General features: G+C 58.5%; 19 protein-coding genes and 4 pseudogenes. 6 read left to right on the top strand and 17 right to left on the bottom strand.

The window, feature by feature from the left end; translation table 11 throughout:
- Positions 1 to 157: 157 nt before the first annotated feature.
- Positions 158 to 932 (top strand): annotated as a pseudogene (locus WOB96_RS06970) (IS5 family transposase).
- A gap of 38 nt (positions 933 to 970) precedes the next feature.
- On the opposite strand, the gene WOB96_RS06975 reads toward WOB96_RS06970, so the two are convergent.
- The 10 genes and pseudogenes from WOB96_RS06975 to WOB96_RS07020 form a co-directional block, all read right to left on the bottom strand.
- Positions 971 to 2,197: a multiheme c-type cytochrome gene (locus WOB96_RS06975; RefSeq protein WP_341370566.1), complete on the bottom strand. Its 1,227-nt coding sequence runs from the start codon at positions 2,195 to 2,197 to the stop codon at positions 971 to 973.
- Between the two features lie 86 nt (positions 2,198 to 2,283).
- Complete coding sequence (locus WOB96_RS06980) at positions 2,284 to 3,807, bottom strand: hypothetical protein (protein ID WP_341370567.1); 1,524 nt, start codon at positions 3,805 to 3,807, stop codon at positions 2,284 to 2,286.
- 142 nt (positions 3,808 to 3,949) lie between these two features.
- Positions 3,950 to 4,135: a hypothetical protein gene (locus WOB96_RS06985; RefSeq protein ID WP_341370568.1), complete on the bottom strand. Its 186-nt coding sequence runs from the start codon at positions 4,133 to 4,135 to the stop codon at positions 3,950 to 3,952.
- Positions 4,132 to 4,395, bottom strand: coding sequence for a hypothetical protein (locus WOB96_RS06990; RefSeq protein ID WP_341370569.1), 264 nt, complete (start codon positions 4,393 to 4,395; stop codon positions 4,132 to 4,134). Before WOB96_RS06990 ends, WOB96_RS06985 begins: the two co-directional genes overlap by 4 nt.
- A 9-nt stretch (positions 4,396 to 4,404) precedes the next feature.
- The gene (locus WOB96_RS06995) at positions 4,405 to 4,716 is read right to left on the bottom strand and encodes a hypothetical protein (protein WP_341370570.1); all 312 of its coding nucleotides are present in this window, start codon (positions 4,714 to 4,716) and stop codon (positions 4,405 to 4,407) included.
- A gap of 2 nt (positions 4,717 to 4,718) precedes the next feature.
- Positions 4,719 to 4,970 (bottom strand): sulfurtransferase TusA family protein, encoded by a 252-nt coding sequence (locus WOB96_RS07000; RefSeq protein WP_341370571.1) that lies wholly within the window; start codon positions 4,968 to 4,970, stop codon positions 4,719 to 4,721.
- Between the two features lie 51 nt (positions 4,971 to 5,021).
- Positions 5,022 to 6,476: a YeeE/YedE family protein gene (locus WOB96_RS07005; protein ID WP_341370572.1), complete on the bottom strand. Its 1,455-nt coding sequence runs from the start codon at positions 6,474 to 6,476 to the stop codon at positions 5,022 to 5,024.
- A 72-nt stretch (positions 6,477 to 6,548) separates the two neighbouring features.
- Positions 6,549 to 6,770: a sulfurtransferase TusA family protein gene (locus WOB96_RS07010; protein ID WP_341370724.1), complete on the bottom strand. Its 222-nt coding sequence runs from the start codon at positions 6,768 to 6,770 to the stop codon at positions 6,549 to 6,551.
- 580 nt (positions 6,771 to 7,350) lie between these two features.
- Positions 7,351 to 8,895: pseudogene (locus WOB96_RS07015) on the bottom strand (IS3 family transposase).
- Between the two features lie 458 nt (positions 8,896 to 9,353).
- The gene (locus WOB96_RS07020; RefSeq protein ID WP_341370573.1) at positions 9,354 to 10,082 is read right to left on the bottom strand and encodes a hypothetical protein; all 729 of its coding nucleotides are present in this window, start codon (positions 10,080 to 10,082) and stop codon (positions 9,354 to 9,356) included.
- A 321-nt stretch (positions 10,083 to 10,403) separates the two neighbouring features.
- Between WOB96_RS07020 and WOB96_RS14470 the strand changes: the two are divergent.
- Both WOB96_RS14470 and WOB96_RS14475 read left to right on the top strand, forming a co-directional pair.
- Positions 10,404 to 10,565, top strand: a pseudogene (locus WOB96_RS14470) (transposase); the annotation flags it as partial.
- Positions 10,566 to 10,916: 351 nt separating this feature from the next.
- Positions 10,917 to 11,090, top strand: coding sequence for an integrase core domain-containing protein (locus WOB96_RS14475; protein WP_423229727.1), 174 nt, complete (start codon positions 10,917 to 10,919; stop codon positions 11,088 to 11,090).
- 28 nt (positions 11,091 to 11,118) lie between these two features.
- On the opposite strand, the gene WOB96_RS14480 is transcribed toward WOB96_RS14475, so the two are convergent.
- The 4 genes from WOB96_RS14480 to WOB96_RS07040 all read right to left on the bottom strand — a co-directional run bounded on the left by WOB96_RS14480 (position 11,119) and on the right by WOB96_RS07040 (position 15,180).
- Positions 11,119 to 11,289: a hypothetical protein gene (locus WOB96_RS14480; RefSeq protein WP_423229728.1), complete on the bottom strand. Its 171-nt coding sequence runs from the start codon at positions 11,287 to 11,289 to the stop codon at positions 11,119 to 11,121.
- Positions 11,290 to 11,434: 145 nt separating this feature from the next.
- Positions 11,435 to 12,247, bottom strand: a complete 813-nt coding sequence (locus WOB96_RS07030; RefSeq protein ID WP_341370574.1) for a type II secretion system protein N — start codon at positions 12,245 to 12,247, stop codon at positions 11,435 to 11,437.
- Positions 12,248 to 12,289: 42 nt separating this feature from the next.
- The gene (locus WOB96_RS07035; protein ID WP_341370575.1) at positions 12,290 to 13,714 is read right to left on the bottom strand and encodes a sigma-54-dependent transcriptional regulator; all 1,425 of its coding nucleotides are present in this window, start codon (positions 13,712 to 13,714) and stop codon (positions 12,290 to 12,292) included.
- Positions 13,711 to 15,180, bottom strand: a complete 1,470-nt coding sequence (locus WOB96_RS07040) for a sensor histidine kinase (protein WP_341370576.1) — start codon at positions 15,178 to 15,180, stop codon at positions 13,711 to 13,713. The genes WOB96_RS07035 and WOB96_RS07040 overlap by 4 nt, the downstream gene beginning before the upstream one ends.
- An 88-nt stretch (positions 15,181 to 15,268) precedes the next feature.
- Between WOB96_RS07040 and WOB96_RS07045 the strand changes: the two are divergent.
- Positions 15,269 to 15,780: pseudogene (locus WOB96_RS07045) on the top strand (transposase).
- 6 nt (positions 15,781 to 15,786) lie between these two features.
- On the opposite strand, the gene WOB96_RS07050 reads toward WOB96_RS07045, so the two are convergent.
- Positions 15,787 to 16,407, bottom strand: coding sequence for a c-type cytochrome (locus WOB96_RS07050; protein WP_341370577.1), 621 nt, complete (start codon positions 16,405 to 16,407; stop codon positions 15,787 to 15,789).
- A gap of 209 nt (positions 16,408 to 16,616) precedes the next feature.
- Between WOB96_RS07050 and yihA the strand changes: the two genes are divergently transcribed.
- Entirely contained in the window at positions 16,617 to 17,249 is a 633-nt protein-coding gene (yihA, locus tag WOB96_RS07055; RefSeq protein WP_341370578.1) for a ribosome biogenesis GTP-binding protein YihA/YsxC, read from the top strand.
- Between the two features lie 225 nt (positions 17,250 to 17,474).
- Here the strand turns inward: yihA and WOB96_RS07060 are convergent, their stop codons facing one another.
- Positions 17,475 to 18,752: a peptide MFS transporter gene (locus WOB96_RS07060; protein ID WP_341370579.1), complete on the bottom strand. Its 1,278-nt coding sequence runs from the start codon at positions 18,750 to 18,752 to the stop codon at positions 17,475 to 17,477.
- On the bottom strand, positions 18,749 to 21,466 hold the full coding sequence (gene polA / locus WOB96_RS07065; protein WP_341370580.1) for a DNA polymerase I: 2,718 nt from the start codon (positions 21,464 to 21,466) through the stop codon (positions 18,749 to 18,751). Before polA ends, WOB96_RS07060 begins: the two co-directional genes overlap by 4 nt.
- A gap of 82 nt (positions 21,467 to 21,548) precedes the next feature.
- Here polA and WOB96_RS07070 point away from each other — a divergent pair, with 82 nt between their 5' ends.
- On the top strand, positions 21,549 to 22,268 hold the full coding sequence (locus tag WOB96_RS07070) for an LOG family protein (protein ID WP_341370581.1): 720 nt from the start codon (positions 21,549 to 21,551) through the stop codon (positions 22,266 to 22,268).
- The last annotated feature ends 4 nt before the right edge of the window (positions 22,269 to 22,272 follow it).

The raw sequence follows: 22,272 nt of genomic DNA on the forward strand, positions 1-22,272 counted from the left end.
AGCAAACAGGCAGATAAACCGGGAAACGCGACTGAAATCCCGGATTTCGGACCAGCACCGGGTCCAGCGCCCGAATTCAGCCGTTGTTCAGAGGTTCCCTAGAACTCATCTCACAAATCCGGATCTGATGATAAGGAGATCGGAGTGGAGGTGAGGTATGGACCTGACGGATGCGCAATGGCGAAGACTGGCGCCTTTGATCCCCGTGCCGCCGCGCCGGGCGGATGGGCGTGGGCGGCCCTGGATTGACGCACGCGCGGTTCTCAATGGCATTCTCTGGATCCTGCGTACGGGCGCGCCCTGGCATGACCTGCCCGACCGGTATCCCCCGTACCAGACCTGCCATCGACGGTTCCAGCAATGGGTGCGGGACGGGACCTTCCAGCGGGTACTGGAAGCCCTGGCCGAGGATCTATGGTTGCGGGGTGGCCTGGATGTCTCGGAATGCTTCATCGACGGCTCCTTCGTGCCGGCTAAAAAGGGGGGCGCGGCATCGGCAAGACCAAGCGGGGCAAGGGCAGCAAGCTCATGGCCATTGCAGACCGCCCGGGAACCCGCTCGCCATGGACACGCCAAGTGCTCAACCCCATGAGGTCCGCTGCGTCGAGGACACCCTCGACACCTGCTTCACCCAAGCACTCCCCGAGCGCTTGATCGGAGATCGGGCCTATGACAGTGATCCCCTGGACCAGCGCCTCTGGCACGATTGGGGCATTGAACTCATTGCCCCGCATCGGCGCGGACGCAAGCGAGCAAAAACCCAGGACGGGCGCTGCCTGCGTCGTTTCCGACGCCGATGGAAGGTCGAACGCCTGTTCGCCTGGCTCTACAGCTACCGGCGCTTGGTGGTGCGCTATGAGTATCATCCCGAGAACTTCCTCGGCTTCGTCCAGCTCGCTTGCATCCTCATCCTGCTCAAACAGTATTTATGAGATGGGTTCTTAACACTGGTGCACTTGATGGGGTAAGGTCAGGGAAGCTTTTCCGCACGGATTCGCATCAACTCATAGCGGGCGCCTTCCACATTGGCCAGCGCGTGGCGCAACAACTCAATGGCATCGAAAGGCAGCCTGTTCGCCTGTTGCAGGCTGTCACGATAAATCCGCTCGTAATGCTCGCCCGGGGAAACCCGAAGAATCACTTCGATCTCCCAGTCTCGATTCTCTGGGGCAGAAAACGCCTGCCGGAATACGCGTTTCTCGCCCGCGGGAATGCGCGTATCGGCTATTTCGCGCGTGATGGGCGTGTCAACCTGCCAGCCGATCATCTGACGGCCAAATTCATGCACGCTGCCGTCGGCATCGCGCCTCACGAACAGCAATTCCACCTTGGCCACCATGTAAGTAGGGAAATGATGGCCGGCACCCGAGTTGAGAATCTCGGCCACCGCCTCATGATTGCCGCCACCCAGATCGGCGATCGACAGCTTGACGTCTATGGCTTTGCGCGTCATGGTCGGGTCATGAATGCCGCGCCACAGATGCTGCCGGTCCGGCATATGGCATGATTGGCAGGTCTGCTTCCCTGCTCCCCCTCGTGCGAAACGGCTCGCTAGCCATTGCCGATAGGTGTCTTCCTGTAGTTTCCCCGCAATCTGCGGCCCGTCTTCCGGAAATTGATGGCATGTGGCGCAAAAGCGGCTGTCCTCAAAAGCCTTGGATACCCTGAATCCCCCATGCGGGCCGCCCTCACTAGGCTCGATGCGCGGCGGCGGTCCGAAACGTTGGTGTCCTCGCACATGACAGCTCGCACATGTCAAGCCCTGATGCGCCAGATCGCGGCTGACATATTCCGGGATCGGATGCTGCGGGGCGTTGGGCCAAGCCTGATCCAGCGCAACTAGGGCCTTCTGTTCCGCAAGCGGCGCATGGCAGCGCAGGCAGGCGTTGCCTTGCTCCTGACTCATTAGCTTCAATTGCCAGCCTATGCCGGGCCCCATCGCCTTGCTGTGCAGGCTGCTCTTCCAGCCTTCGAATTGCCTGGCATGACACTGGGCGCAGGACTGCACTGACAGCGAGGCTTCCAGTGCGGAAAAAGCCGCCGGTGGAGCCCCTTGCGGGGGAAGCGGGTCCTGCCAGTGCTTTTCGAGAAAATTTTCGACCGGCTCCCGCCTTGGATCGCACCCCCCCAGGAAAGCCATGGCGGACAATCCTGCCAGCAGGCAAAAACCATGGCGGAAGAACATGAACAGGCGCATTTCAATCTCACCCAAAAAAAGCCCACGGTGGGACCGTGGGCCAATAGGAGCACGACTATGCAATGCAGATCAAGTATCTGTGGACATTAGCCGCACGGGTTGGCCACAATGGGGCTGGCACCTTGCGTATCGATGGTCTCGCCATACTTGTACCGCTTGTCGGCACGGATGATTTTATCCGCATGCGGGGCATAGGGGTTGGTAATGTAGCGCTGGGCAACGACCCCCGAGCCGACGGCAATGCCGGTGACAGGATCGATGGAATCCTTGGCATAGCGGAAGAAGGCTCGATCGGTCCGGTCGGTCCTCCAGGGCGAATCGGCCGGGAGAATGAGATTGCCGGAACCGTCTTCGGTTGAAGACAGAGAGTTCCACTCGACCATTGCGCCATCGTAGAAACGTACCGGCTTGCCAAGAATGGCCATGCTAGCGAAACCGGTAATCATGGCACGGAAGGTGGTTTCGCAGTAGGTGTAGATAACATCGCCCGGCCGATAGGCATTGCCCGCTCCGACCAGCTGGTAATTCCCTGCAACGAAGCCGATGCCGGAAGCGTTGGTATCGCCGTTCAGCAGCGCCGCAAGCTCAGCCTTCGGACGATAGGACGAGCCCTTGGTCAGGTCGAGAAAATGGGTGAATTGCAACTGCAATGCGCCGTTTGGATGCCCCCCCTTGGAGTTGTTGTTCTGGAAGAACGGAAGATAAATCTCGGGACGCAAAGACGCGCAATAGGCAGTTGCACACGCCTGCACGCCAGAGGTGCTTGTATCGGTATCTTCGCCCTTCTCGACATACTCACCCGAGCTGTATTGGCCAAGGTTGCGCGCATCCCAGATGAAGACCCCATCGTTCGGGTCGTTGACGTCGGTAGATTTCGCCGCATTGATGACGTCCTCGAAGGTGGCCTGGAGGATGGTATTGTCGACCTTGAGATCGCGCACGGAAGCGGTCCCGTTGTTGGGGGGGGTGCTGCCGCCGGTCGAGAAATACGAGGCGGCCAGGGCACCGCTGTCGAATTGCCACTTATGCCCGCCATTCAGTATGGCGAGATGCTCCTTCGCAACACCCCAGTAGCGCAGCGCATACCATATCCTACCCTGTGCCATGACGTTGACGGGGGACGCAGTACCCATGGTGACGACGATCATGTCCTTGCTCGGGTCGATGGCGAACTTCTTCAGCAGAACATCCATCGCCTGCCCGTCCGGGACCAAGCTCGGGGTCTCGATCACGCCGTTGTCACGGGTTTGTATCCACTCGCCCGAAGACGTGAGATAGGTCACGACATTGACGCCATTCGGCTTGATGTATTCGTAGCTAGTTTCTCCTGCCGTCGCCTGCAGGATCACCAGCTTTCCGGTAATACCGGCCGGCCGGTTGACCAGCCAATCATCGATCCATTTTTTGAGTGTGGCGGCGGTAATCAGACCGTTTATATTGTCGTCATAATTGTCAGCCGACTCCTGGGGAAGGTCTGTTACAGCACTGACCTTGATGCTGCCAACCGCATCGGCAGTCTTGTCTCCACCATCTTCGCCGCAGCCTTGCAGCCCCAGCAGCATCACCAGGACAGCGACACCGGCCCGGCTCCTGCTCAAGTGCATTTTCATAAATAGTCCTTTATCAAATTTATTTATAAGCCGCATTGCCCACCGTACGGCCAAGCAATGCCCCTCAACTTGACAGGCTTGTCAGAGTCGCCTTGCAACAGGCACAGCCAATACTCCGGCCGAAACTCAAGACCGCCATTCGTCAATCCCCTGCCGGGGGCTTGAGCACGACCGGCACCCAACCCTGCTCGATCGCATCTAGCACCGCGTTGCAGTCTTCCAGCCTCATCTGCCTCACTTCCGCTCCTGCTCTTTGCAAGGCCTCCGCCAGGCCCGGCAAGGCCTGCTCGGGGGAGAGCTCTAGCAGCAACACTTTCTTTACGCTCATACGCAAAACACCACGTCAGAATCAACAATTCGTAAGGCCAGTGCCTGGATACCGTTTTCCTCGCCGAGGTCGACAACATCGATCGGGACCTCGGAAAACTCAAGCGCTTCCAGTTGTTCCGCCGCATCGGCGCCTTCCGGAAGCCTGACCATGCAGGCTATCGACACGGCGTCATCGAGCAAGGTAAGGCCGCTCGCCATGCGCAATGCCTCGACTTTTTTTTGTGCTGCAATCATGAGAATTCTTTTCTTTTCTGTCATATTCGTGTCCTATAAAACCATCACCCTGTCGCAGTTATAGACAAGTTCGGCATCTTGGTACTGCCCACCAACCACGACATAGCTGCTCATCACACCCAGGTCATAGCGGCCCTGCGCATGGCGCTGGGCACTGTGCTCGCAGAGCGAGACATGGTTGGGATGAATCTTTGCCCGGCGAACGAAATCCTCGTCCGCCAACAAGTTGACCCCGGTGTCGGTCAGGAAGCAGAACGCCTCCCAGCCGCGGCCGACAGCCGCATCGAACAGCTGCTTGGTCAGGGAAAGATGGCCCTCGTCGGTAATCACTATTCCCAGTTTCACGGTCAATATTTCCTGATTTTCCAGACAAAGGAACCGCCTTCTTCCTTGCGTACGAACAGCTCATTGCCCTCCGACTCGCACATTGCCGCGATCGACTCGCCCGAGGACGGGTTGTCGAAAACCAGCGTCAGCACATCACCGGAGGCGAGCTTTTGCAACGCCTTCTTGGTGTACATCTGCGGATGCGGACAGGTATAGCCGCACACATCCAGCTTCCATTCATGCTCGCTTGTCTGGCTGAAACTCATCGCCATTTACGTCTCTCCTTGAAATAAGTACCAAAAAGATTGTGCCGCATGCGGACGCTACAGGCCGATTCCCGCTTCCGTCTTGGCCGCAGCCCTGTCCATCCACCAGGTAAAGACTTTCACACCGAGATAGGCGCCGAAGGTCATGCCGACGAGGAAAATCCAGCCGCTGGGGTCGCCATTGGTGACCGTGGCAAAGAAGGCGCCGATGTTGCAGCCCATGGCGAGCCGCGCGCCGATGCCCATCAGGGTGCCGCCGACGATGGCGAAGAAGGCCGTCTCCAGCGTGGGGGTTTTCCACTTGAATTCCTTCCGTGCCAGCGCCATTACTGAGGCTCCCAGGATGATTCCGATCGACATGAAGCCGGGCGCATTAAGGAGAGGATTGGGCAGGCCGTTGTCCAGACCGAAGAAGATGCTGTCCATGTTCTCGACGCCGAGCTTGTTCAGCGCCCATCCACCCCACTGCGCTTCCTGGGTAGTGATGTACCAGTAGCCGGGATCAAAGACCGTGCCTTGGATCGACAGCCCATCGGTATAGCCCATGGCGGCGAGCAGTTCGCCAAAGTTGTAAATTCCGTAATGCTCCCGCAGCGCGCCGGTGACATACATGTGCAGTCCGGCGAGAATGCCCAGGCCTATGCCCGCGATCGCGGTGTTCCTGGACGAGGTGCACATGGCCCAAATCCCGGCGAGTTCGTCCTTCAGCGCGGGATTGGCATTTTTGGTGCGGCGCAGATAGCTTTTCCGGTAGTACAGAAGATAAAGTGCAACCAAAATGACGATCACGGGCAAAATGGCCGTGAGCACGGTGTTGTACAAAATAATTCCCGCCTCGGTGCCGCCGGCGCCAAGCAGTTCGGCAGTTGTCGCGCCTTTCAGATCCCACACATAACCGGCGGTGAAGATGTCGAACCAGCCCTTGGTCACCGACAGCTCTTCCGGCATGCCTTTCGCCACGGCAGAATCTATCCAGTGCTGGGGAACCAAGTTGTCCCACCAGCCGCTCGCCGTCACTACGATGGCCTGCGAGAAGGAAATCGCGACGATGACCAGCATGGAGTTCATATTTCCCTCGCCGGCCTTGTAGAGAGAGCCGGAAGCGCAGCCACCGGTGAACACGATGCCGAATCCGAAAATGGTGGCGCCGATAAGGATGTGCCAGCCCATGGCATTGGGGTGGAAAGTGCTGAACCCGCTTATGGTGACCATGGCCGCAACTACCGAGTAGAGCGCCACCGCGATCATCACACCCACCGCCATTCGCGGCACTTTTACGGCAAAAAGATCGCGCACCGCAGACGCCATGCAGAAACGGCCGTACTGCAGCAACATTCCATATGCCAGGCCGAACCATACATACACCAACAGGTAGACAAAGCGCGTATCGATGGACAAAGCCAGAACAGAGCCCGCAACCACGAAAAGCACTACCGCCATGGACTGCAGAACGTTCTTGCTCAACATCCCGCCCGGCTTTGAAACAACAATTTCCGCTGCATCATTCACCACATTTTCCTCCTTATGGATCAATGGCCGCAGCCACAAACGATCAAACTCGATACCGGCAGGCCCGGAAAGACACTACTGGCTTTTTTGCAGGTAGATACGCCATCCCCCCGGCTCTTTCACCACAGCCAGAAGCGTGCAAAGCAGAATTTCCGCGAGAGGGGCAAACCCCTCAACCGCCGTCGGATTGTCGGTCACAATCTCCACGACTTCGCCAGGCCCAACCTCGTTCAGCAGATTCACGGCCAGCAGTTGGGGCCGAGGGCATACAGCACCGAGGCAATCTGCGGAGCGCATGATTCGCACCGTCCCATGTCCCGGCACTTCGGCAATTCGTTCCTCACTCAAATCCGGGCCGACTTTTTTGTTTCCGAACCAAAACACAACGATGACATCCCCATGACTGAGCCTGCTCGATCGTACAAACTTATAAGCAGAAATCGTGCCATTAAATTATATTTTTATAAATCAACGACTTAAAAAAAACCCGGAAGAGGGATAGGAAAAATAATGCAATTTGCGTGGAGGAGAGCCCTGCAACGCTTGGTTTTTGCAACGAGATGGGGATGGGTTGATCAGGCCTTTGCAATGCACTTGGCTCCTAGCCTTTCAGCCTCAGCCGGCCATCCCGTCACCAAGACTCGTGCATACCCGTCAAACCCGGAGGCGGGTCGATACGTCCACGGCTTCCATCCCGGATTGTCCATTGGCGTCTTGGAAGCGGCTTTGGCCGCGAATGCCGATGTCCGATCGCGCCTGAAGGCACCGACTTGGGTGCCCCCAGGCCAATGGATAATTTGGATTCATTGGCGATGTGGGATCATCCAGGAATGGCAAGTGGCCGGGACGGTGTTTGTCAACGAAGATGTCCGGTTTTTCATGCTGCGCTTTCTAAATTCTGATCTGCTGTGGCGTGCTGCTTATCAGGGTTGAGCCAGACCTCTGTGACTGGCTGCCAGTCACGTGTGGGGCGGCCCTTCCAGCGCTGCGGCATAGTTCGTTTCGCCGCCTCGTATACGGCTTTGCGATGCGCGAGAAGGGCTTTTTCCTGTCCGTAGTGACGCTGCGCCGGGGTGACGAACTTGATGGCACTGTGGCGATGTTCGGTGTTGTACCAGGTGACAAAGCGCAGCACCCACTGGCGGGCTTGTTCTATGCATCCAAACGGCTTTTTCGGGTAAGCAGGCGTGTATTTCAAGGTCCGGAACAGCGACTCGGAATAGGGGTTGTCGTCGCTCACCGCCGGGCGGCTGAAAGAGGGCAGGATGCCTAGCCGCTGCAAGGTCGCCAACATGGTGGCGCCTTTCATTGGCGAGCCGTTGTCTGCATGTAGCACCAGCTTGCCGTACATCATGACGCAGACACGCCTTGGTGATGAGGGTGGCGGCATGTTCCGCGCGTTCGTCGTGGTGGACTTCCCAGCCGACGATCATGCGGCTATAAACATCCATCACCAGGTACAGTCGGTAGAATTGTCCACGAACGGCCGTGGGCAGGAAGGTAATGTCCCAACTCCAGGTTTTCTGCGGTGCCTGCGCTACCCAAGCCTGGGGTCGGGGCAGCGTTCTGGGCGGCCGTGCACGGCCTCGGCGGTTGGCTTGGCCGTGTTCACGCAGTACCCGGTAAAAGGTCGACTCGCTGGCCAGATAAATGCCCCGATCGGCCAAGCGCGGCACGATCTGAGAGGGGGGCAGACTCTGGTGCTCCGGGCGGTTACACGCCGCCAGGATCTCCTGCTTCTGCTGTTCGCTCAAGGCCTGCGGGCAGGACCTTCTCTCCGCGCCTTTGCGTTTATCCACCAGCGTGTCTGCGCTGCGCCAACGGCGCAGGGTGCGGCATGCCAGTCCCAGCACCGCGCAGGCGCGGGATTGGCGAGCGCCAGCGATCACCGCTTCATCGATGAGTGTGATGGCCATCTGTTTCATCTCAAGAGGAATCAGTCGTCCTCGGGGATGCCCCAGATGGCCTGGGCTTTTTTTGATAAGGTCAGCAGCGCGGCGGCTTCGGCCAACGCCTTCTCCTTTCGACGCAGTTCCTTTTCCAAGGCCCGGGTCTTCTTGCGTTCCGCCGCCAAATCCGACTTGCTCGCCGGGGCCTGCACGTCTTGCGCCTCGAACGCGGCACGCCAGGCATCAATCTGCTCAGGATACAAACCGTGCTGACGGCAGTATGCCGAGCGCTCCGCCTCATTCAGGGATGCCGTCTGAATCACCGCAGCCAGCTTGGCCTTGGCATCCCACTGGTCGGCATGCGTGGATTTCCTGGGCACGACAAATCCTCTTGCACGAAACTGCTTCTTCCAGTTGTATAGACTCGCCTCCGAGATTCCTGTCTCGCGACTGAGCCCTGCCACCGTCTCATTGTGCGGTGGCATCATCTTCCTGACAACCTGTTCTTTGAATTCAGCGCTGTAGCTGGGCATTTCATCACTCCAACCGTCCCCTCAAATCCTAAAATCAATCAAGCGGACATCTATCGTGACAGAGGGGGGGGATAAGCATGCGCCGGCGCAAAAAAACCGTCATAAGCTGACGGCGTGTAGACTGGGACCCTGTTTGTGCAAGTGGCCAGGCTTGCCCGCGAATGCCGGCTCATCAAGCCGGGCTGGATGCCGCTGACCAATTCGACTCGGCACGCCTCCAACACAAGCCAATACGGCAGATTTGCGCTCTGCCGCGCAGACCACTGGCAAAAGGTAATTGCGGTTTTGAAGCCGGATTTTCCATTGGACGCCAAGGGATGCGACAACCTGGATTGCTCCCGGCTAAAGCCGCTCTCACGGCATCGGATTTCGCGCCAATAAAATCCGGGTTGAATCCTGGCGTCAGACTCACCGGCGGAAAACTCCGTGTCTTAACGCGCCGAGGCCTCATCTGGATGTTATTCTGCAACGAGCGACTTTACGCGGCGCAGGAGGTCCGCATTGTTTGTGGACAGTTCGATAAGCCAATAGCGGGCTTTGTCCGTTTCCGGTTTGCCTTGATGCGCCCTGCCCGTGCGCAAGACGAAGGAGTTGCTTTTCTCGTCCGAAATGAACAAGCGATCGCCTTTCTCGATATCCCAATAGAACGGGCTGGGGAAGGCTCCGCCTCCGAACGGATTGCTTATGCTCGGCGGGATCTTGCTTCCATCCCACTCTATTTTCAGTTTGTTGTCTGCCAGCAAACTTATTGAAGCATTCTGTGTTTTCAGGCTTTCCTGAACGATCGGATCGCCCAATGCAATATACTGCTCAATCTTTACATCACCCGAGGTCTGAATGACCGCTTTTGCATCAGGCCCGCTCGCGGGCTTGTTCATGGCTTGGAAGGCTCTTGTTTTTTCGGCGTGCGCCTGCGGCTGCGGCAAAGGCCTACTGGTTGTCTTGAGATCACTCTTTATGATTGCAGAAATCGTTTCATCTGTGAAACCGGTAGACCTGAGCTTCAGAATCCGGTCAACGTCCGTATAGCCATTCTCAACCATCATGCGTATGACGCTTTCCCCAACGCCGGAAGCCTTCAGCCTAGTCAAATCTTCCGTGGACATAGCAGCCATCGCAGATGCCGAAGCCAACATGATGAAGGTCATCGCCAAGCCCACAACCGTCGTTTGTACTCTATGTAGCATGGTCAACTCCTTATAATAGATTTATTCATTACTCCTCACAAAAGACCGACACAAGTAGTCTTCCAAAAAAAGCTTAACACAATTTCAGGCTCTTTTGAGGATGAAACGGAAAGCGGGCAACTTCAACCCGGATTTCCATTGGACGCCAAGGGACGCCACGAGCTGGATGACTCCCGGAAAACTCCGTCGCAGGAGCGGCTTAAGCTGTGCATCCTAATGCGAATCGCGCCTGAAGGCGCTCCTGCGGCAAGGGCGACGTCTCCCCTGGATTGAGTAGCGCGTCGATTTGGGGTCCAACTCTCTAACCGAAGGAGATTGGACGTGAAGAAGCGATTTTTGGAAGAGCAGATCATCGGGGTATTGAAGGAAGCCGAGGCGGGCCTGAAGGTGGCCGACCTGTGCCGCAAGCATGGCATCTCGGATGTGACGTTTTACAAATGGCGCAGCAAGTACGGTTGGCTGGAGATCTCCGAAGCCCGGCGACGGCGCAAGCGGCCCAGTCATCTGCGCGTGATACGGCCGGGGCCGACCGGGCCCGATCAGCGCTGGTCGCTGGATTTCATGAGTGATGCGCTGGTCAATGGACGGCGCTTGCGCTTACTGACGATGGTCGATGGCTGGGACCGGAGCTGTCCACACATCGAGGTCGATCATTCGCTAGCCGGTGAGCGGGTGGTGCGCGTGCTGGAGCGGCTAAAGCAATAGGGTCGCCTGCCGGCCGTGCTCCAGATGGACAGTGGGCCGGAGTTTACCAGCAAGGCGCTGGACCGCTGGGCCGATGAACACGGCGTGAAGCTGCAATTCACCTGACCCGGCAAGCCGACTGACAATGGTTTGATCGAGAGCTTCAATGGCAGGTTACGGGAGGAATGTCTGAACCAACATGTTTTCCACAGCCTGGAAGAGGTCCGGAGAATCATCGAGGCCTGGCGACAGGGTTACAATCAGGAGCGGCCACACAGCGCCTTGGGTTGGACTGAGTCCGGAGATGTTTCGGCGGCAGTTTGAATCAACAACAGATAGCCCAAATCCGAACTTAACACTGGTATACCCGGCGGGGTAAGGTCAGCATGTGCAGGGCGGACAGCAGGAGCGGGTAAACCAAGTTTAGCGGTACAGGCTTGACGGAGGTAATTATGATCGTGCTCTTGACCCTCGGCTCGATGACAAAATTCCTGCTTGTCAGCTCACCCACGGTCTTGATCACTGAAGAATATCCGCATTGACAAAGTTCAGCACGACCTTGTCGTCCTCGCTGCGCGCAGCCTGCCCTGGTGCCGACCATGCGACTGCGCCGGAGGTGAGAACCACGCTCAAGATCGAAGCGTAAAGTCGGGCAGAAATTCTTTTGATCACCGCTGTACCTTATAGGTAAGGTTCATCGATTGGCCATTGCGCTCGCCTGAGAGCGTAATTTCCTGGCTTGCCGCCGAACTCAGGAGCTGACGATTCAAGTCCTCGACATTGTTTATCCTAATGCCATTTATCGTGCGGAGAACGTCTCCATTCTGAAGCCCGAGCTTCTCGACTTCGCTGGTCGCCTTTGCCAAGACCAGTTGCCGTTCGCCGCCCGGCGGCTGCCTCAGCTCGAATTCGACATTCTGCGCATTCGCCAAGAGCGCGTTAATATCGTTTGCGGAAATCGAGATTGTGTTCTGCATCTTATCAAGAGAGCGCCCCAAACTGCCAAGGTCGAGCCTTTCCGGAATGCCATTGTTCAGCAGTCGCACATGATCTGTAGTCACCGACTCAAGAACCACGCCAGGCATGATTTGCGCCCCGGCCGAAAAAACCTCGTCCTTGCCGTCAATCGCAAGAATGGCAAATGCCTCGGCGCCGCCTATAGCGGTAAATACGCCACGAAGTTTTACATTGAGCGAAGTTCGTGCTATCTTAGGAAGCCTCTCGCCTTGGCCAGGCCCTGATTTTCCGAACAGATGCATGACCTTGAGATCTTCCAGTCCGGTCTCTCCATCCTGTGTGGCAGGAAGCGTTTTGCTCGGGGCCGCGCCGAGTTCGGCAAAACGCCACGTCCAATTGGCCATCAACACAACCAGTGCAACCAACAAGGCCACATAAATCAACAATATCCCCCACCTTGTAGAAGCTGCCGTCTGCAAGCCTTCGAGATGATTGCTGGCAAGCCCCCTCGTTTTTACCGACATTAGCAACGTTCCATAAGTCTTCGGCTCCTTCCGCGAAGGAGTTTACGCCTCTTCTATTCCATAGCGCTTGATTTTCCTCCAGAGCGTCGATTTGTCGATTCCAAGGATTTCTGAAGCCAGCGACCTGTCACCGCGGGTCTCGCGCAATGTTTTCTTGATGAAATAGGCTTCAATATCATCCAGCTTTTGCAGTGGCATGTAGTCCAACGCCCTCCTTGCAGGCATGTCATCCATGTAAAACTGCCGGGGCAGCACATTCGGCTCAATGTGGTCCGATTCCGCCATGATGATCATTCTCTGAATGACATTTTCCAGCTCGCGCACATTGCCCGGCCAGTCATAGCGCATCAATTCGCTCATCACCGCATTGTTAAGGCCCTTGATTTTCTTCCCCAGCCTTGTCCCATGCTTGTTGAGAAAATAATAGGCAAGCACCGAAATATCCTCGCGGCGCTCGCGCAAAGGAGGCACAGAGATTTCCAACACGGACAAGCGATAGTACAGGTCCTCCCTGAACGACTTCTCTTCAACCATTTTATGGATGGGCCGGTTCGTGGCGGCCACTACGCGAACGTTGACTTGCGTGGCCTCTGTCGCACCCGCAGCAAAAAAAGATCCATCCTGAATCACGCGCAACAGTTTGGCTTGGAGCGAAAGCGGTGCGTTGTTGATTTCATCAAGAAACAGCGTGCCACCGTTAGCAAACTCGAACATGCCTGGCTTATTTCTGTCTGCACCGGTAAAAGCGCCTTTGCGGTAGCCGAACAGTTCACTTTCGACCAGCGTTTCCGGGATGGCCGCGCAGTTGATTGCGATAAACGGCTTGTCTGCGCGGCTGCCCCTCAAATGAATTTGTCGCGCCACCACTTCCTTGCCGCTGCCGCTTTCTCCGCTGATAAGCACAGTGCAGTCATAATTGGCCGCCGCATTGATGATTTTCTCAAGACGTTCCCTGGCTTGCGACTGTCCGATGAGGTCTGCGCCTTCGGAGTAGACGAGATTGGCCCGCTTCAAGCGCTGGTTTTCTGTCGCGACCAGATAAAATTTCAGTGCGTTCTCGACTACATTGCGCAACTTGATGATATCAAAAGGCTTCTGGACAAAGTCGAATGCCCCTTCCTTGAGCGCGTCGATCGCCGATTCCACGGTACCGAAGCCTGTCACCAACACCACTTGTATCGCGAGGTCCCTGGACTTGACGAACTTGAGCAGCGTAATCCCATCGGGGCCCGGCATGCGCAGGTCCGTGACGATAACGGCCACGTTGTGGGTCTCGATATAGTCCATCGCCTCAGTGGCATTTTCCAGGCTGACCGTGCAAAAATCGAGTTCCGACTCGCCAAGGACGGCCAGGATCAATTTGCGCATGTTGGAGTCGTCTTCTACAACCAGTATGACCGGCTGCTTATGCTGAGCCGGGACTTCTGCCGATTCCGAGTTCTCCAGACTGGCGACATGAACTTTCATGCTGCAACTCTGTCCAAATTCACCGACGGCAACCTCACGATGAACCTTGCCCCTTGTTGATATTGGGCATCATATTTGATGTAACCACCGCGCTTCGCGACAATCGCTTGGCTGATGGATAGCCCCAGGCCGGTTCCCTTCCCCACCTCTTTGGTAGAATAGAACAAATCGAACAGACGCGCCTGGATTGCTTCAGGTACGCCTGGGCCGTTGTCGCTGACAGAAATCAGACCGTAGCCATCCTCGGCCCAAGTGTTGACGACGATTTTCGGGGATTCGACTCCTTCCAACGCATCGATCGCATTGATCAGAAGATTAGTCAATACAATGTCCAGTTGCCCGCAGCCTCCTTCAAGGATCAACTGCTCGGGACTCAGATCCAGGACAATATCAATGCGGTAACGTTTGAGCCTGCAGTTCAAAAAGGTTTCCGTAAGCTCCTGGACCAGCGCATTCAGGTCGCATGTTTCGCCATTGCAAGAGTCCTTGCGGGCAAAATTTAGCAATTCATTGATCACCAACGAGCAGCGCTGTGTTTCATCCACAATCACTTTTGCATAACCACCCATCAGCGCGTCCGTATTCAAGTTCTTTTGCAGCAGTTGGGCATATCCAAGAATATTGCCCAGCGGAGTATTAAGCTCATGCGCCACACCCGCCGCAAGCTGCCCCATGGCCACGAGCTTTTCCCGTGTGGACAGACTTTCCATCAGGCTTTTGTACTCGGTGATATCCTGCAGGATCAGTACGCTTTTCAGGTCGTCCTCATCGCTGTTGTAGAAACCGAGATTGAGCGAATAGAAAGATGATTTTCCGTTCATCCTGAGCATGATTTCCTGGTTGCCGACCGACCGCTTGTACAGAAAAGCGTCGCGCAACAGCTCGCGGTCATGCTCGTTCAAATCCATGATCTCGAAGATGTTCTTGCCCGTGAGGCTGCCGGATGGCACGGCGAACATCCTGTCGGCCTGCAAGTTGGCAACGGTTATCATCAAGTCATCATCGACGCTGAGCAGCGCCGCCGGAAGGTTTTGCAGAATTGTGATGAAGCGGTTGCGCTCGTTCAGGAACCGGTCCTGGCATTGTTCGACGGTCCGGAACATCAGGCTCAGGGTACTGACTGTCTGGCTGAACTCATTGATGAGCCGTCCCCCGCTCGTCCAGCTCTCGAAAACCGGAGCAATAGGCTCCAAAAGTCCTTCCCGCGCCTTATGGATGCCCGCTTCAAGGGCCCTGAGCGCGATCAGTTCGCCGAAGAGGCGAACCAGCGAATAGGCAACGGCAACAGCCAAAAGGACGCCGCTCAGCCAGAACAGTTTTGACTCCTGTCCGACCATTACCAGCAGCGCATACGATATAAAAGCGAGCAGAATGGCGGCCAGCGCCACCAGCGGAAAGGGAACGACAGGAATGCCGGCCAATCCGGAAGCGGTGCGGTTCGAATAAACCTGATTGATGCCTTTCATCACTGTCACCGGATACTTACAGTGCCCAACAAAATAGCCATTTCTTGCTCCTAGCTCGTATCGAGAGGAGCGTGCCACGGCCAAGCCTCTGCTGGATGATGCATTGTGGGCAAAGATCGAACCCTTGCTGCCGCCCCATCCGCCACGCCTGAGGGGTGGATGACTCCGACTACCGGATCAAGCAGCGTTGCCCGACATCCTCTTTATACTACGTACCGGCATTCCTTGGGAACACCCGCCCAAAGAGATGGGCTATGGCTCGGGCACGACCTGCTGGCGCAGGCTGCGCGACTGGCAAGCGCCGCGGCCTAGCCACCCTCGCCGGCGACCCGTGAGGTGCATACCGACAAGGGCTATGATTTCCCCTACCTGCGCCAGTATCTGCAACGCCGCGGTATTCGCCCCCGCATTGCACGGCGGGACATCCAATCCCTTGAACGCCTGGGCAAATGCCGCAGGAAAGTCGGGCGCACCTTTTCCTGGTTGCACCGCATGTGCCGTCTGCGTATCCGCTACGAGCGCCGGGCCGACATCCACCAGGCCTTCCTCCAACTCGGCTGTGCCCTCATCGCCTGGCGCCATGTCCAAAGGTTTTGTTAGAGGTACTTACAGGGACTGCAGATAAGCGGCGACTGCCTGCATGTCCGCCTCGGTCAGGTCCTTGGCGATGGAGCGCATCATCATGGCCGGATCATTGGCGCGCTGGGCACTCTGGAAGTACTTGAGCTGATTCACGACATACATGCTGTGCTGGCCGGCCAGACGCGGGAACAGGGGCGAGATGCCCTGGGCAGCGGGGCCATGGCAGGAGGCACAGGCAGGAATATTGCGGTCAGCAATGCCGCCACGATAGATGGCCTTGCCCTTGGTGATCTGCGCCGGATCAGTGGCTGCACCCTTGACCGGCTGCTGGCTGCTGAAGTAAGCGGCCAGGTTGCGCATCGTGGGTTCATCCAGAGGCGCGGCCATGCCGAACATGATGGCGGCGTCCGGATCATTCCGCGTGTGAGCCTTGAAATTGCTCAACTGCTTGACGATGTAGTCCGGATGCTGGCCGGCCAGCTTCGGAAAGGTCGGCGCCACACTGTTGCCATCCGCGCCATGGCAGGCGGCGCAAGCCACTGAAGCCGTCTGTCCAGCCGCGGCATCCCCAAGAGGAGCAGCCTGCGACACGCCAGAACCCACCAGCATGGCGACAGCCGCCGCCAGAACCCACTGTTTTTTCATGTACTTCACTCCTTGCAAAAGCTGATTCGCTTCGGGAAATGGTCGATGCACACAGGCGGTGACAATAAACCGTACTTATGGCATCATTGCAAAAAATTTGCTTATTCCATGCGGGTTTACCGCCCTCACGGGGGCCTTGAGGCCTTGTCTGGCGTTTATACCAACCCGTCTTTTGCCTGTCAAATGATCCACTAATATTCTCCCGAGCCATGACAAATACCGAAAAATTCCGCATCCCCGCCCTACGCCAGGCGACATACCGACTGAATGTCGCCAGCCCGAGCCAGCTGCCGCCCGATGAAGGGTATGAAGTGGCCTTCGCCGGACGCTCCAATGTCGGCAAGTCCAGCACCCTCAACGCCATCGTCGACCAGAAAGGGCTGGCGCGCACCAGCAGCCAGCCCGGCCGCACCCAGCAACTGGTGTATTTCGATATCGATCCCGAACGGCGCCTGGTGGACCTGCCCGGCTACGGCTATGCCCGTGCCCCGGCCGAGATCCGCCGTCAGTGGAGCGGCCTGATCGAGCGTTATCTCGAAAAGCGGGAGTCTCTGCGCGGCATCATGCTGATCATGGACATCCGCCATCCATTCACCGATTTCGACCAGATGATGATCGACTGGGCGCATGAGCTCGGCAAGCCGGTGCATGTGCTGCTGAACAAGGCCGACAAGCTCAGCCGCAGCGCCGCATTGCAGGTCCTGGCCAGGCTGCGCCGCGAACACCAGACGGACACACTGTCCATGCAGCTTTTTTCCGCGGCCGAAAAGTCCGGGATCGGCGAGGCGCATCAGAAGCTCGGGGAATGGCTGGCAATCGAAATGGAAGTAAAACCGGAATAAAAAAGGCCCCGGAAAAGGGGAAAACCGGGGCCAAGAATGAGTCCTGATTGGGTGGGTAGGACTCACGGCCCGCCCAGGGAGGATAGGAGCGGACCGGATGGTCTCGCGACCATCTGAAGCTAAGACTAAGCCCTGCCAAAAAAGTTCACAAAGTTCTTTTGGCTGATAAAATTTTTTTCAGACTCGGTCGACCTCACACATGCCGGCGCAAAAGCATCATTGTAATCAGCGCGTTCCTGCCATGAGCCGGCTCAGCCAGGGCGTGATCAGGAGCAACAGCAGTCCGGTTCCGACGGAAGTGCCCACCAGAAACCAGTAGAGCGGCAGATCCCAGCGCGTCAGCAGGCTTTCCAGGGTGCCGGCGAGATAGCTGGCCACCCCCATGGCGGCGAACCAGAGCCCCATCATCAGCGCCAGCACCCGGCCCGGCGCCACGCGACTGACCATCGAAAGCCCAATCGGCGACAGGAACAGTTCGCCCAGGGTATGCAGAAAATAGGCGCCAAGCAGCCAGCCAGGCCCGAGCAGCCCCTGCCCGGCCTGGGTCTCGGCCAGGGCCAGCACCACGAAGCCCAGCCCGAGCAGCAACATGCCAAACGCCATCTTGGCGGTGACCGGCAGGGCGAAACGCGAGGCATCCCAACGCGTCCAGATCCAGGACAGCAATGGCGCGAGCAGCAGAATGAACAAGGGATTGACCGACTGGAACCAGGCCGCCGGGAAGGTCCAGCCGAGGATCTCGCGCTCGGTATGCTGCTCGGCGAAGAGATTCATGGTGCCGCCAGCCTGCTCGAAACCCATCCAGAAAAAGATGATGAATACCGATACAATAGCCAGCCCCAGCACCCGGCGCCACTCGGCGGCAGTCAGGGCCAGGGGTGTTTCGGCAATCCTGCCGGATCGCGGCGGCGGCAGGCCGGCATCGCCCAGCCAGCGCTGTCCGCGCCAAAAGATTGCCAGACCAAGCAACATGCCGACTCCGGCTGCGGCGAAGCCATAATGCCAACCATAGGCCGCGGCGAGAGTCCCGGTGACCAGCGGTGCCAGAAAGGCCCCGAGATTGATGCCCATGTAGAAGATGGTGAAGGCGCTGTCGCGGCGTGGATCCTGCGGACCATACAAGGAACCGACCAGGGTGGAGATGTTGGGCTTGAAAAAGCCGCTGCCGATGACGAGCAACCCGAGTGCGGGGTGCAACAGGGCCGGAAAGACCATGGCAAAATGGCCGAGCGCCATCAGGCCCGCGCCCAGCAGCACCGCGCGGCGGGCGCCGAGATAGCGGTCGGCGAGCCAGCCACCGAGAATGGGGGTAATGTAAACCAGCCCCGTGTAGATGGCATAGACCTGCAGGGCAGCCGCACGCTCCTGGCCAAGCGCGGTCACGAGATAAAGCACCAGCAGGGCGCGCATGCCGTAGTAGCTGAAGCGCTCCCACATCTCGGTGAAAAACAGCATGGCAAGCCCCGGCGGATGCTGCCAGAATCCAGACCGGGCAGTGCTCAATGCGCCGCTTCCCAATTGGCCCCCACGCCGACGCTGGACTCCAGCGGCACGGCCAGTTGCGCCACGCCGCACATCAATCTGGGTAACGCTTCTCGCGCCTCCCCGACCATGGCCTCCGGCACTTCCAGCACCAGTTCATCATGCACCTGCAGGATCATGCGCCCGCGCGCCGGGTCGGCGGCGAGCCAGGCATCCACAGCGATCATGGCGAGCTTGATCAGATCCGCCGCCGTGCCCTGCATCGGCGCGTTGATGGCAGTGCGCTCAGCATAATTGCGGCGATTGGCGTTGCTGGAATGGATGTCCGGCACATAGAGGCGCCGGCCGAACAGGGTTTCGACATAACCCTTCTCCCGGGCCTGCTCGCGCATGCTGTCCATGTAGCGGCGCACGCCGGGATAGCGTTCGAAATAACGATCCACATAGCGCTGCGCCTCATTGCGGTCGATCTTGAGTTCACGCGCCAGGCCAAAGGCGCTCATGCCATAGATCAGACCAAAATTCACCGCCTTGGCGCGGCGACGCTGCTCGCCATCAACCGCTTCGGGCGCGACCCCAAAGATCTCGGCGGCGGTGGCGGTGTGCACGTCCTCACCCTCGGCAAAGGCCTTCAAAAGACGCGGCTCGCCGGACAGATGGGCCATGATGCGCAGTTCGATTTGCGAATAGTCTGCGCTGATCAGCAGGTGTCCCGGGGCGGCGACGAAGGCCTGGCGGATGCGCCGGCCCTGCTGGGTGCGCGCCGGGATGTTTTGCAGATTGGGATCGGAGGACGAAAGCCGGCCAGTGGAGGTCACGGCCTGATGAAAGCTGGTGTGCACGCGCCCGGTGGCGGGATCGATCATGCGCGGCAGGGCGTCGGCATAGGTGCTCTTGAGCTTCGAGAGGCTGCGATATTCCAGGATCAGGCGCGGTAGTTCGTAGTTTTCGGCCAGGGCTGAAAGCACTTCCTCGCTGGTGGACGGCGCCCCGCCCGGGGTCTTCTTGGTGACGGGAATCTGCAGCTTGTCAAACAGGATTTCCTGGATCTGCTTGGGCGAATTGATGTTGAAGGGTTGAGCAGCGATGGCATGGGCCTGGCCCTCGATGGCCGCCATGCTGGCGGCAAGCTCCTCGCTCAAGAGCGCCAGGGGTGCGGGATCGATGCGTACGCCGGCATCCTCCATGCGCGCGAGCACCGGCACCAGCGGCATCTCCACTTGCTTGAACAGGGCCTTCAACCGCTCCTCGGCCTCCAGTTGCGGCCACAGCACGCTGTCCAGGCGATAGCAGACGTCGGCGTCCTCGGCGGCGTAGGCGATGGCGGTATCGACGGCCACCTGCGAGAAGAGCACGCGCTGACGGCCCTTGCCGGCCACCTCGGCAAAGCTGATGCATTGATGCTGCAGACGCTTTTCCGCCTGGCTGTCGAGGTCATGCGACTGGGTGCTGTCGAGCACGTAGCTTTCGAGCATGGTGTCGCGGGCGATGCCCTGCAGATGGATGCCGTGGCGGGTCAGCACGCGCAGGTCATACTTGAAGTTCTGGGCGAGCTTGGGGTGCTCGGCACTCTCCAGCCAGGGCCGCAGGGTATCGAGCACCAGTGCCCGCGACAACTGCTCAGGGGCGCCGAGATAGTCGTGACCCACCGGGATGTAGACGGCCTCGGGGCAGTCGGCGCCCGCTGGCTGCCAGGCGAAGGACAGGCCCACCAGCTCGGCCTGCAGCGGGTTTAGACTAGTGGTTTCGGTGTCCAGGGCCGCCCGGGGGGCTGCTTCCAGGGCCACCAGCACGCCCTGCAGATCTTCGAGCGTGAAGATGCCCCGATAGCGGCTACGATCGATGGCGCTGCCCTGGGCGGCGGAAAGGCTCATGCCGCCCTGCACCTGCTCCAGCTCGCGCAGCCAGCTGGTGAACTCCAGTTCGCGAAACAGCTCGCGTAGCTCATCGACGGCCGGGGGGCGCCGGGCGAGGCTGGCAAGATCATAAGGCAGGTCCAGTGCGGTATCGATGGTGGCGAGTTCGCGGCAGAGCGGCAACTGCTCGCGGCAGGCACGCAGGCTCTCGCCGGCCTTGCCCTTGATGCTGTCGGCGTGTTCCATGAGCGCATCCAGGCTGCCATATTCGGCCAGCCATTTGGCGGCGGTCTTGGGACCGACGCCGGGCACGCCGGGGATGTTGTCGGAGGTATCACCGACCAGGGCGAGATAGTCCTGGATGCAGTGCGGCGGCACGCCAAAGCGCGTCAACACACCCTCGGCATCGAGATAGCGCTCGCTCATGCTGTCATAGAGATGCACGTGAGCATCGACGAGCTGGGCCATGTCCTTGTCGCCGGTCACCACCAGCACCTGACGCTCCATGGCGGCAAAACGCCGCGCCAGTGTGCCGATCACGTCATCAGCCTCCACTCCGCTCACCTGCAGCAGCGGGATGCCCCAGAGCTGGATGGCCTGATGGATGATGGGCGTCTGGCGCGACAGATCATCGGGCATGGCCGGGCGCTGGGCCTTGTATTCGGCAAAGCGTTCGTGGCGAAAGGTGGGTCCGGGGGCGTCGAAGACCGCGGCGAGATACTTTGGATCACGCTCGCGCAGCAGGCGGCGGATCATGTTGAGCACGCCAAATACCGCACCGGTAGGCTGGCCGGTGTGCGTGCGCAGGTCGGGCATGGCGTGGAAGGCGCGGTAAAGAAAGCTCGAAGCGTCTATCAGTATGATGGGTGATTCATTCATTGCGCTAGGGTTTCCGGGCGTTTTCAGCCATAATAGCCCCAAAATTTCCCTTCAGATAGTGCAAGGCACCGAGAGGATCCGCATGCAACCTGGTTTTTCGCTGAACTCACTGTCCCGCCTGCGCGATGAAGCGCTCAGTCGGGAACCGTGGAAGGTCCTGCAGATCATGTCGGAGTTCGTGAACGGTTTCGAGAAACTCGCCGCCATCGAGCCCTGCGTCAGCATCTTCGGCTCCGCCCGTGTGCCTGCCGATCACCCGGTTTATCAAAAGACCCAGCGCATTGCCGAATTGCTGGCCAACTCGGGCTTTGCCGTGATCAGTGGTGGCGGGCCGGGCCTGATGGAGGCCGCCAACAAGGGCGCCTTTGCCGGACAGGGGCTGAGCGTCGGGCTGAACATCGAATTGCCGCACGAGCAGCACGGCAACGGCTATCAGGACATCTCCCTGAACTTCCGCCACTTTTTCGCGCGCAAGGTCATGTTCGTCAAGTATGCCGCCGCCTACGTGGTGATGCCCGGCGGCTTTGGCACGCTCGACGAGGTGGTCGAGGCCCTGACCCTGATCCAGACCGGCAAGAGCCGGCGCATTCCGATCATTCTCGTCGGCAGCAGTTTCTGGAGCGGGCTGGTGGACTGGTTTCGCGACACGCTCATCCGCGAGGGCATGATCAGCGCTGCGGACATGGATCTTTTCGAGGTGCTCGACGAGCCCGAGGACGTGGTCAACGCCATTTTCCGCCATTACGAATACCGCGGCTTCGAACCCTCGGCATCCGAAGTGGAAGCCCTGCTCAACCTCTGACCAA

Source organism: Thermithiobacillus plumbiphilus (assembly GCF_038070005.1).
Classification (GTDB): Bacteria; Pseudomonadota; Gammaproteobacteria; order Acidithiobacillales; family Thermithiobacillaceae; genus JBBPCO01.

Coding starts and splice junctions, on each gene's coding strand:
- WOB96_RS06975 (WP_341370566.1), bottom strand. CDS start 2,197: ATGCGCCTGTTCATGTTCTTCCGCCATGGTTTTTGCCTGCTGGCAGGA.
- WOB96_RS07050 (WP_341370577.1), bottom strand. CDS start 16,407: ATGAAAAAACAGTGGGTTCTGGCGGCGGCTGTCGCCATGCTGGTGGGT.
- WOB96_RS07010 (WP_341370724.1), bottom strand. CDS start 6,770: ATGCGCTCCGCAGATTGCCTCGGTGCTGTATGCCCTCGGCCCCAACTG.
- WOB96_RS06980 (WP_341370567.1), bottom strand. CDS start 3,807: ATGAAAATGCACTTGAGCAGGAGCCGGGCCGGTGTCGCTGTCCTGGTG.
- WOB96_RS07030 (WP_341370574.1), bottom strand. CDS start 12,247: ATGTCGGTAAAAACGAGGGGGCTTGCCAGCAATCATCTCGAAGGCTTG.
- yihA (WP_341370578.1), top strand. CDS start 16,617: ATGACAAATACCGAAAAATTCCGCATCCCCGCCCTACGCCAGGCGACA.
- WOB96_RS07070 (WP_341370581.1), top strand. CDS start 21,549: ATGCAACCTGGTTTTTCGCTGAACTCACTGTCCCGCCTGCGCGATGAA.
- WOB96_RS07020 (WP_341370573.1), bottom strand. CDS start 10,082: ATGCTACATAGAGTACAAACGACGGTTGTGGGCTTGGCGATGACCTTC.
- WOB96_RS06990 (WP_341370569.1), bottom strand. CDS start 4,395: ATGACAGAAAAGAAAAGAATTCTCATGATTGCAGCACAAAAAAAAGTC.
- WOB96_RS07000 (WP_341370571.1), bottom strand. CDS start 4,970: ATGGCGATGAGTTTCAGCCAGACAAGCGAGCATGAATGGAAGCTGGAT.
- polA (WP_341370580.1), bottom strand. CDS start 21,466: ATGAATGAATCACCCATCATACTGATAGACGCTTCGAGCTTTCTTTAC.
- WOB96_RS07035 (WP_341370575.1), bottom strand. CDS start 13,714: ATGAAAGTTCATGTCGCCAGTCTGGAGAACTCGGAATCGGCAGAAGTC.
- WOB96_RS06985 (WP_341370568.1), bottom strand. CDS start 4,135: ATGAGCGTAAAGAAAGTGTTGCTGCTAGAGCTCTCCCCCGAGCAGGCC.
- WOB96_RS07040 (WP_341370576.1), bottom strand. CDS start 15,180: ATGAAAGGCATCAATCAGGTTTATTCGAACCGCACCGCTTCCGGATTG.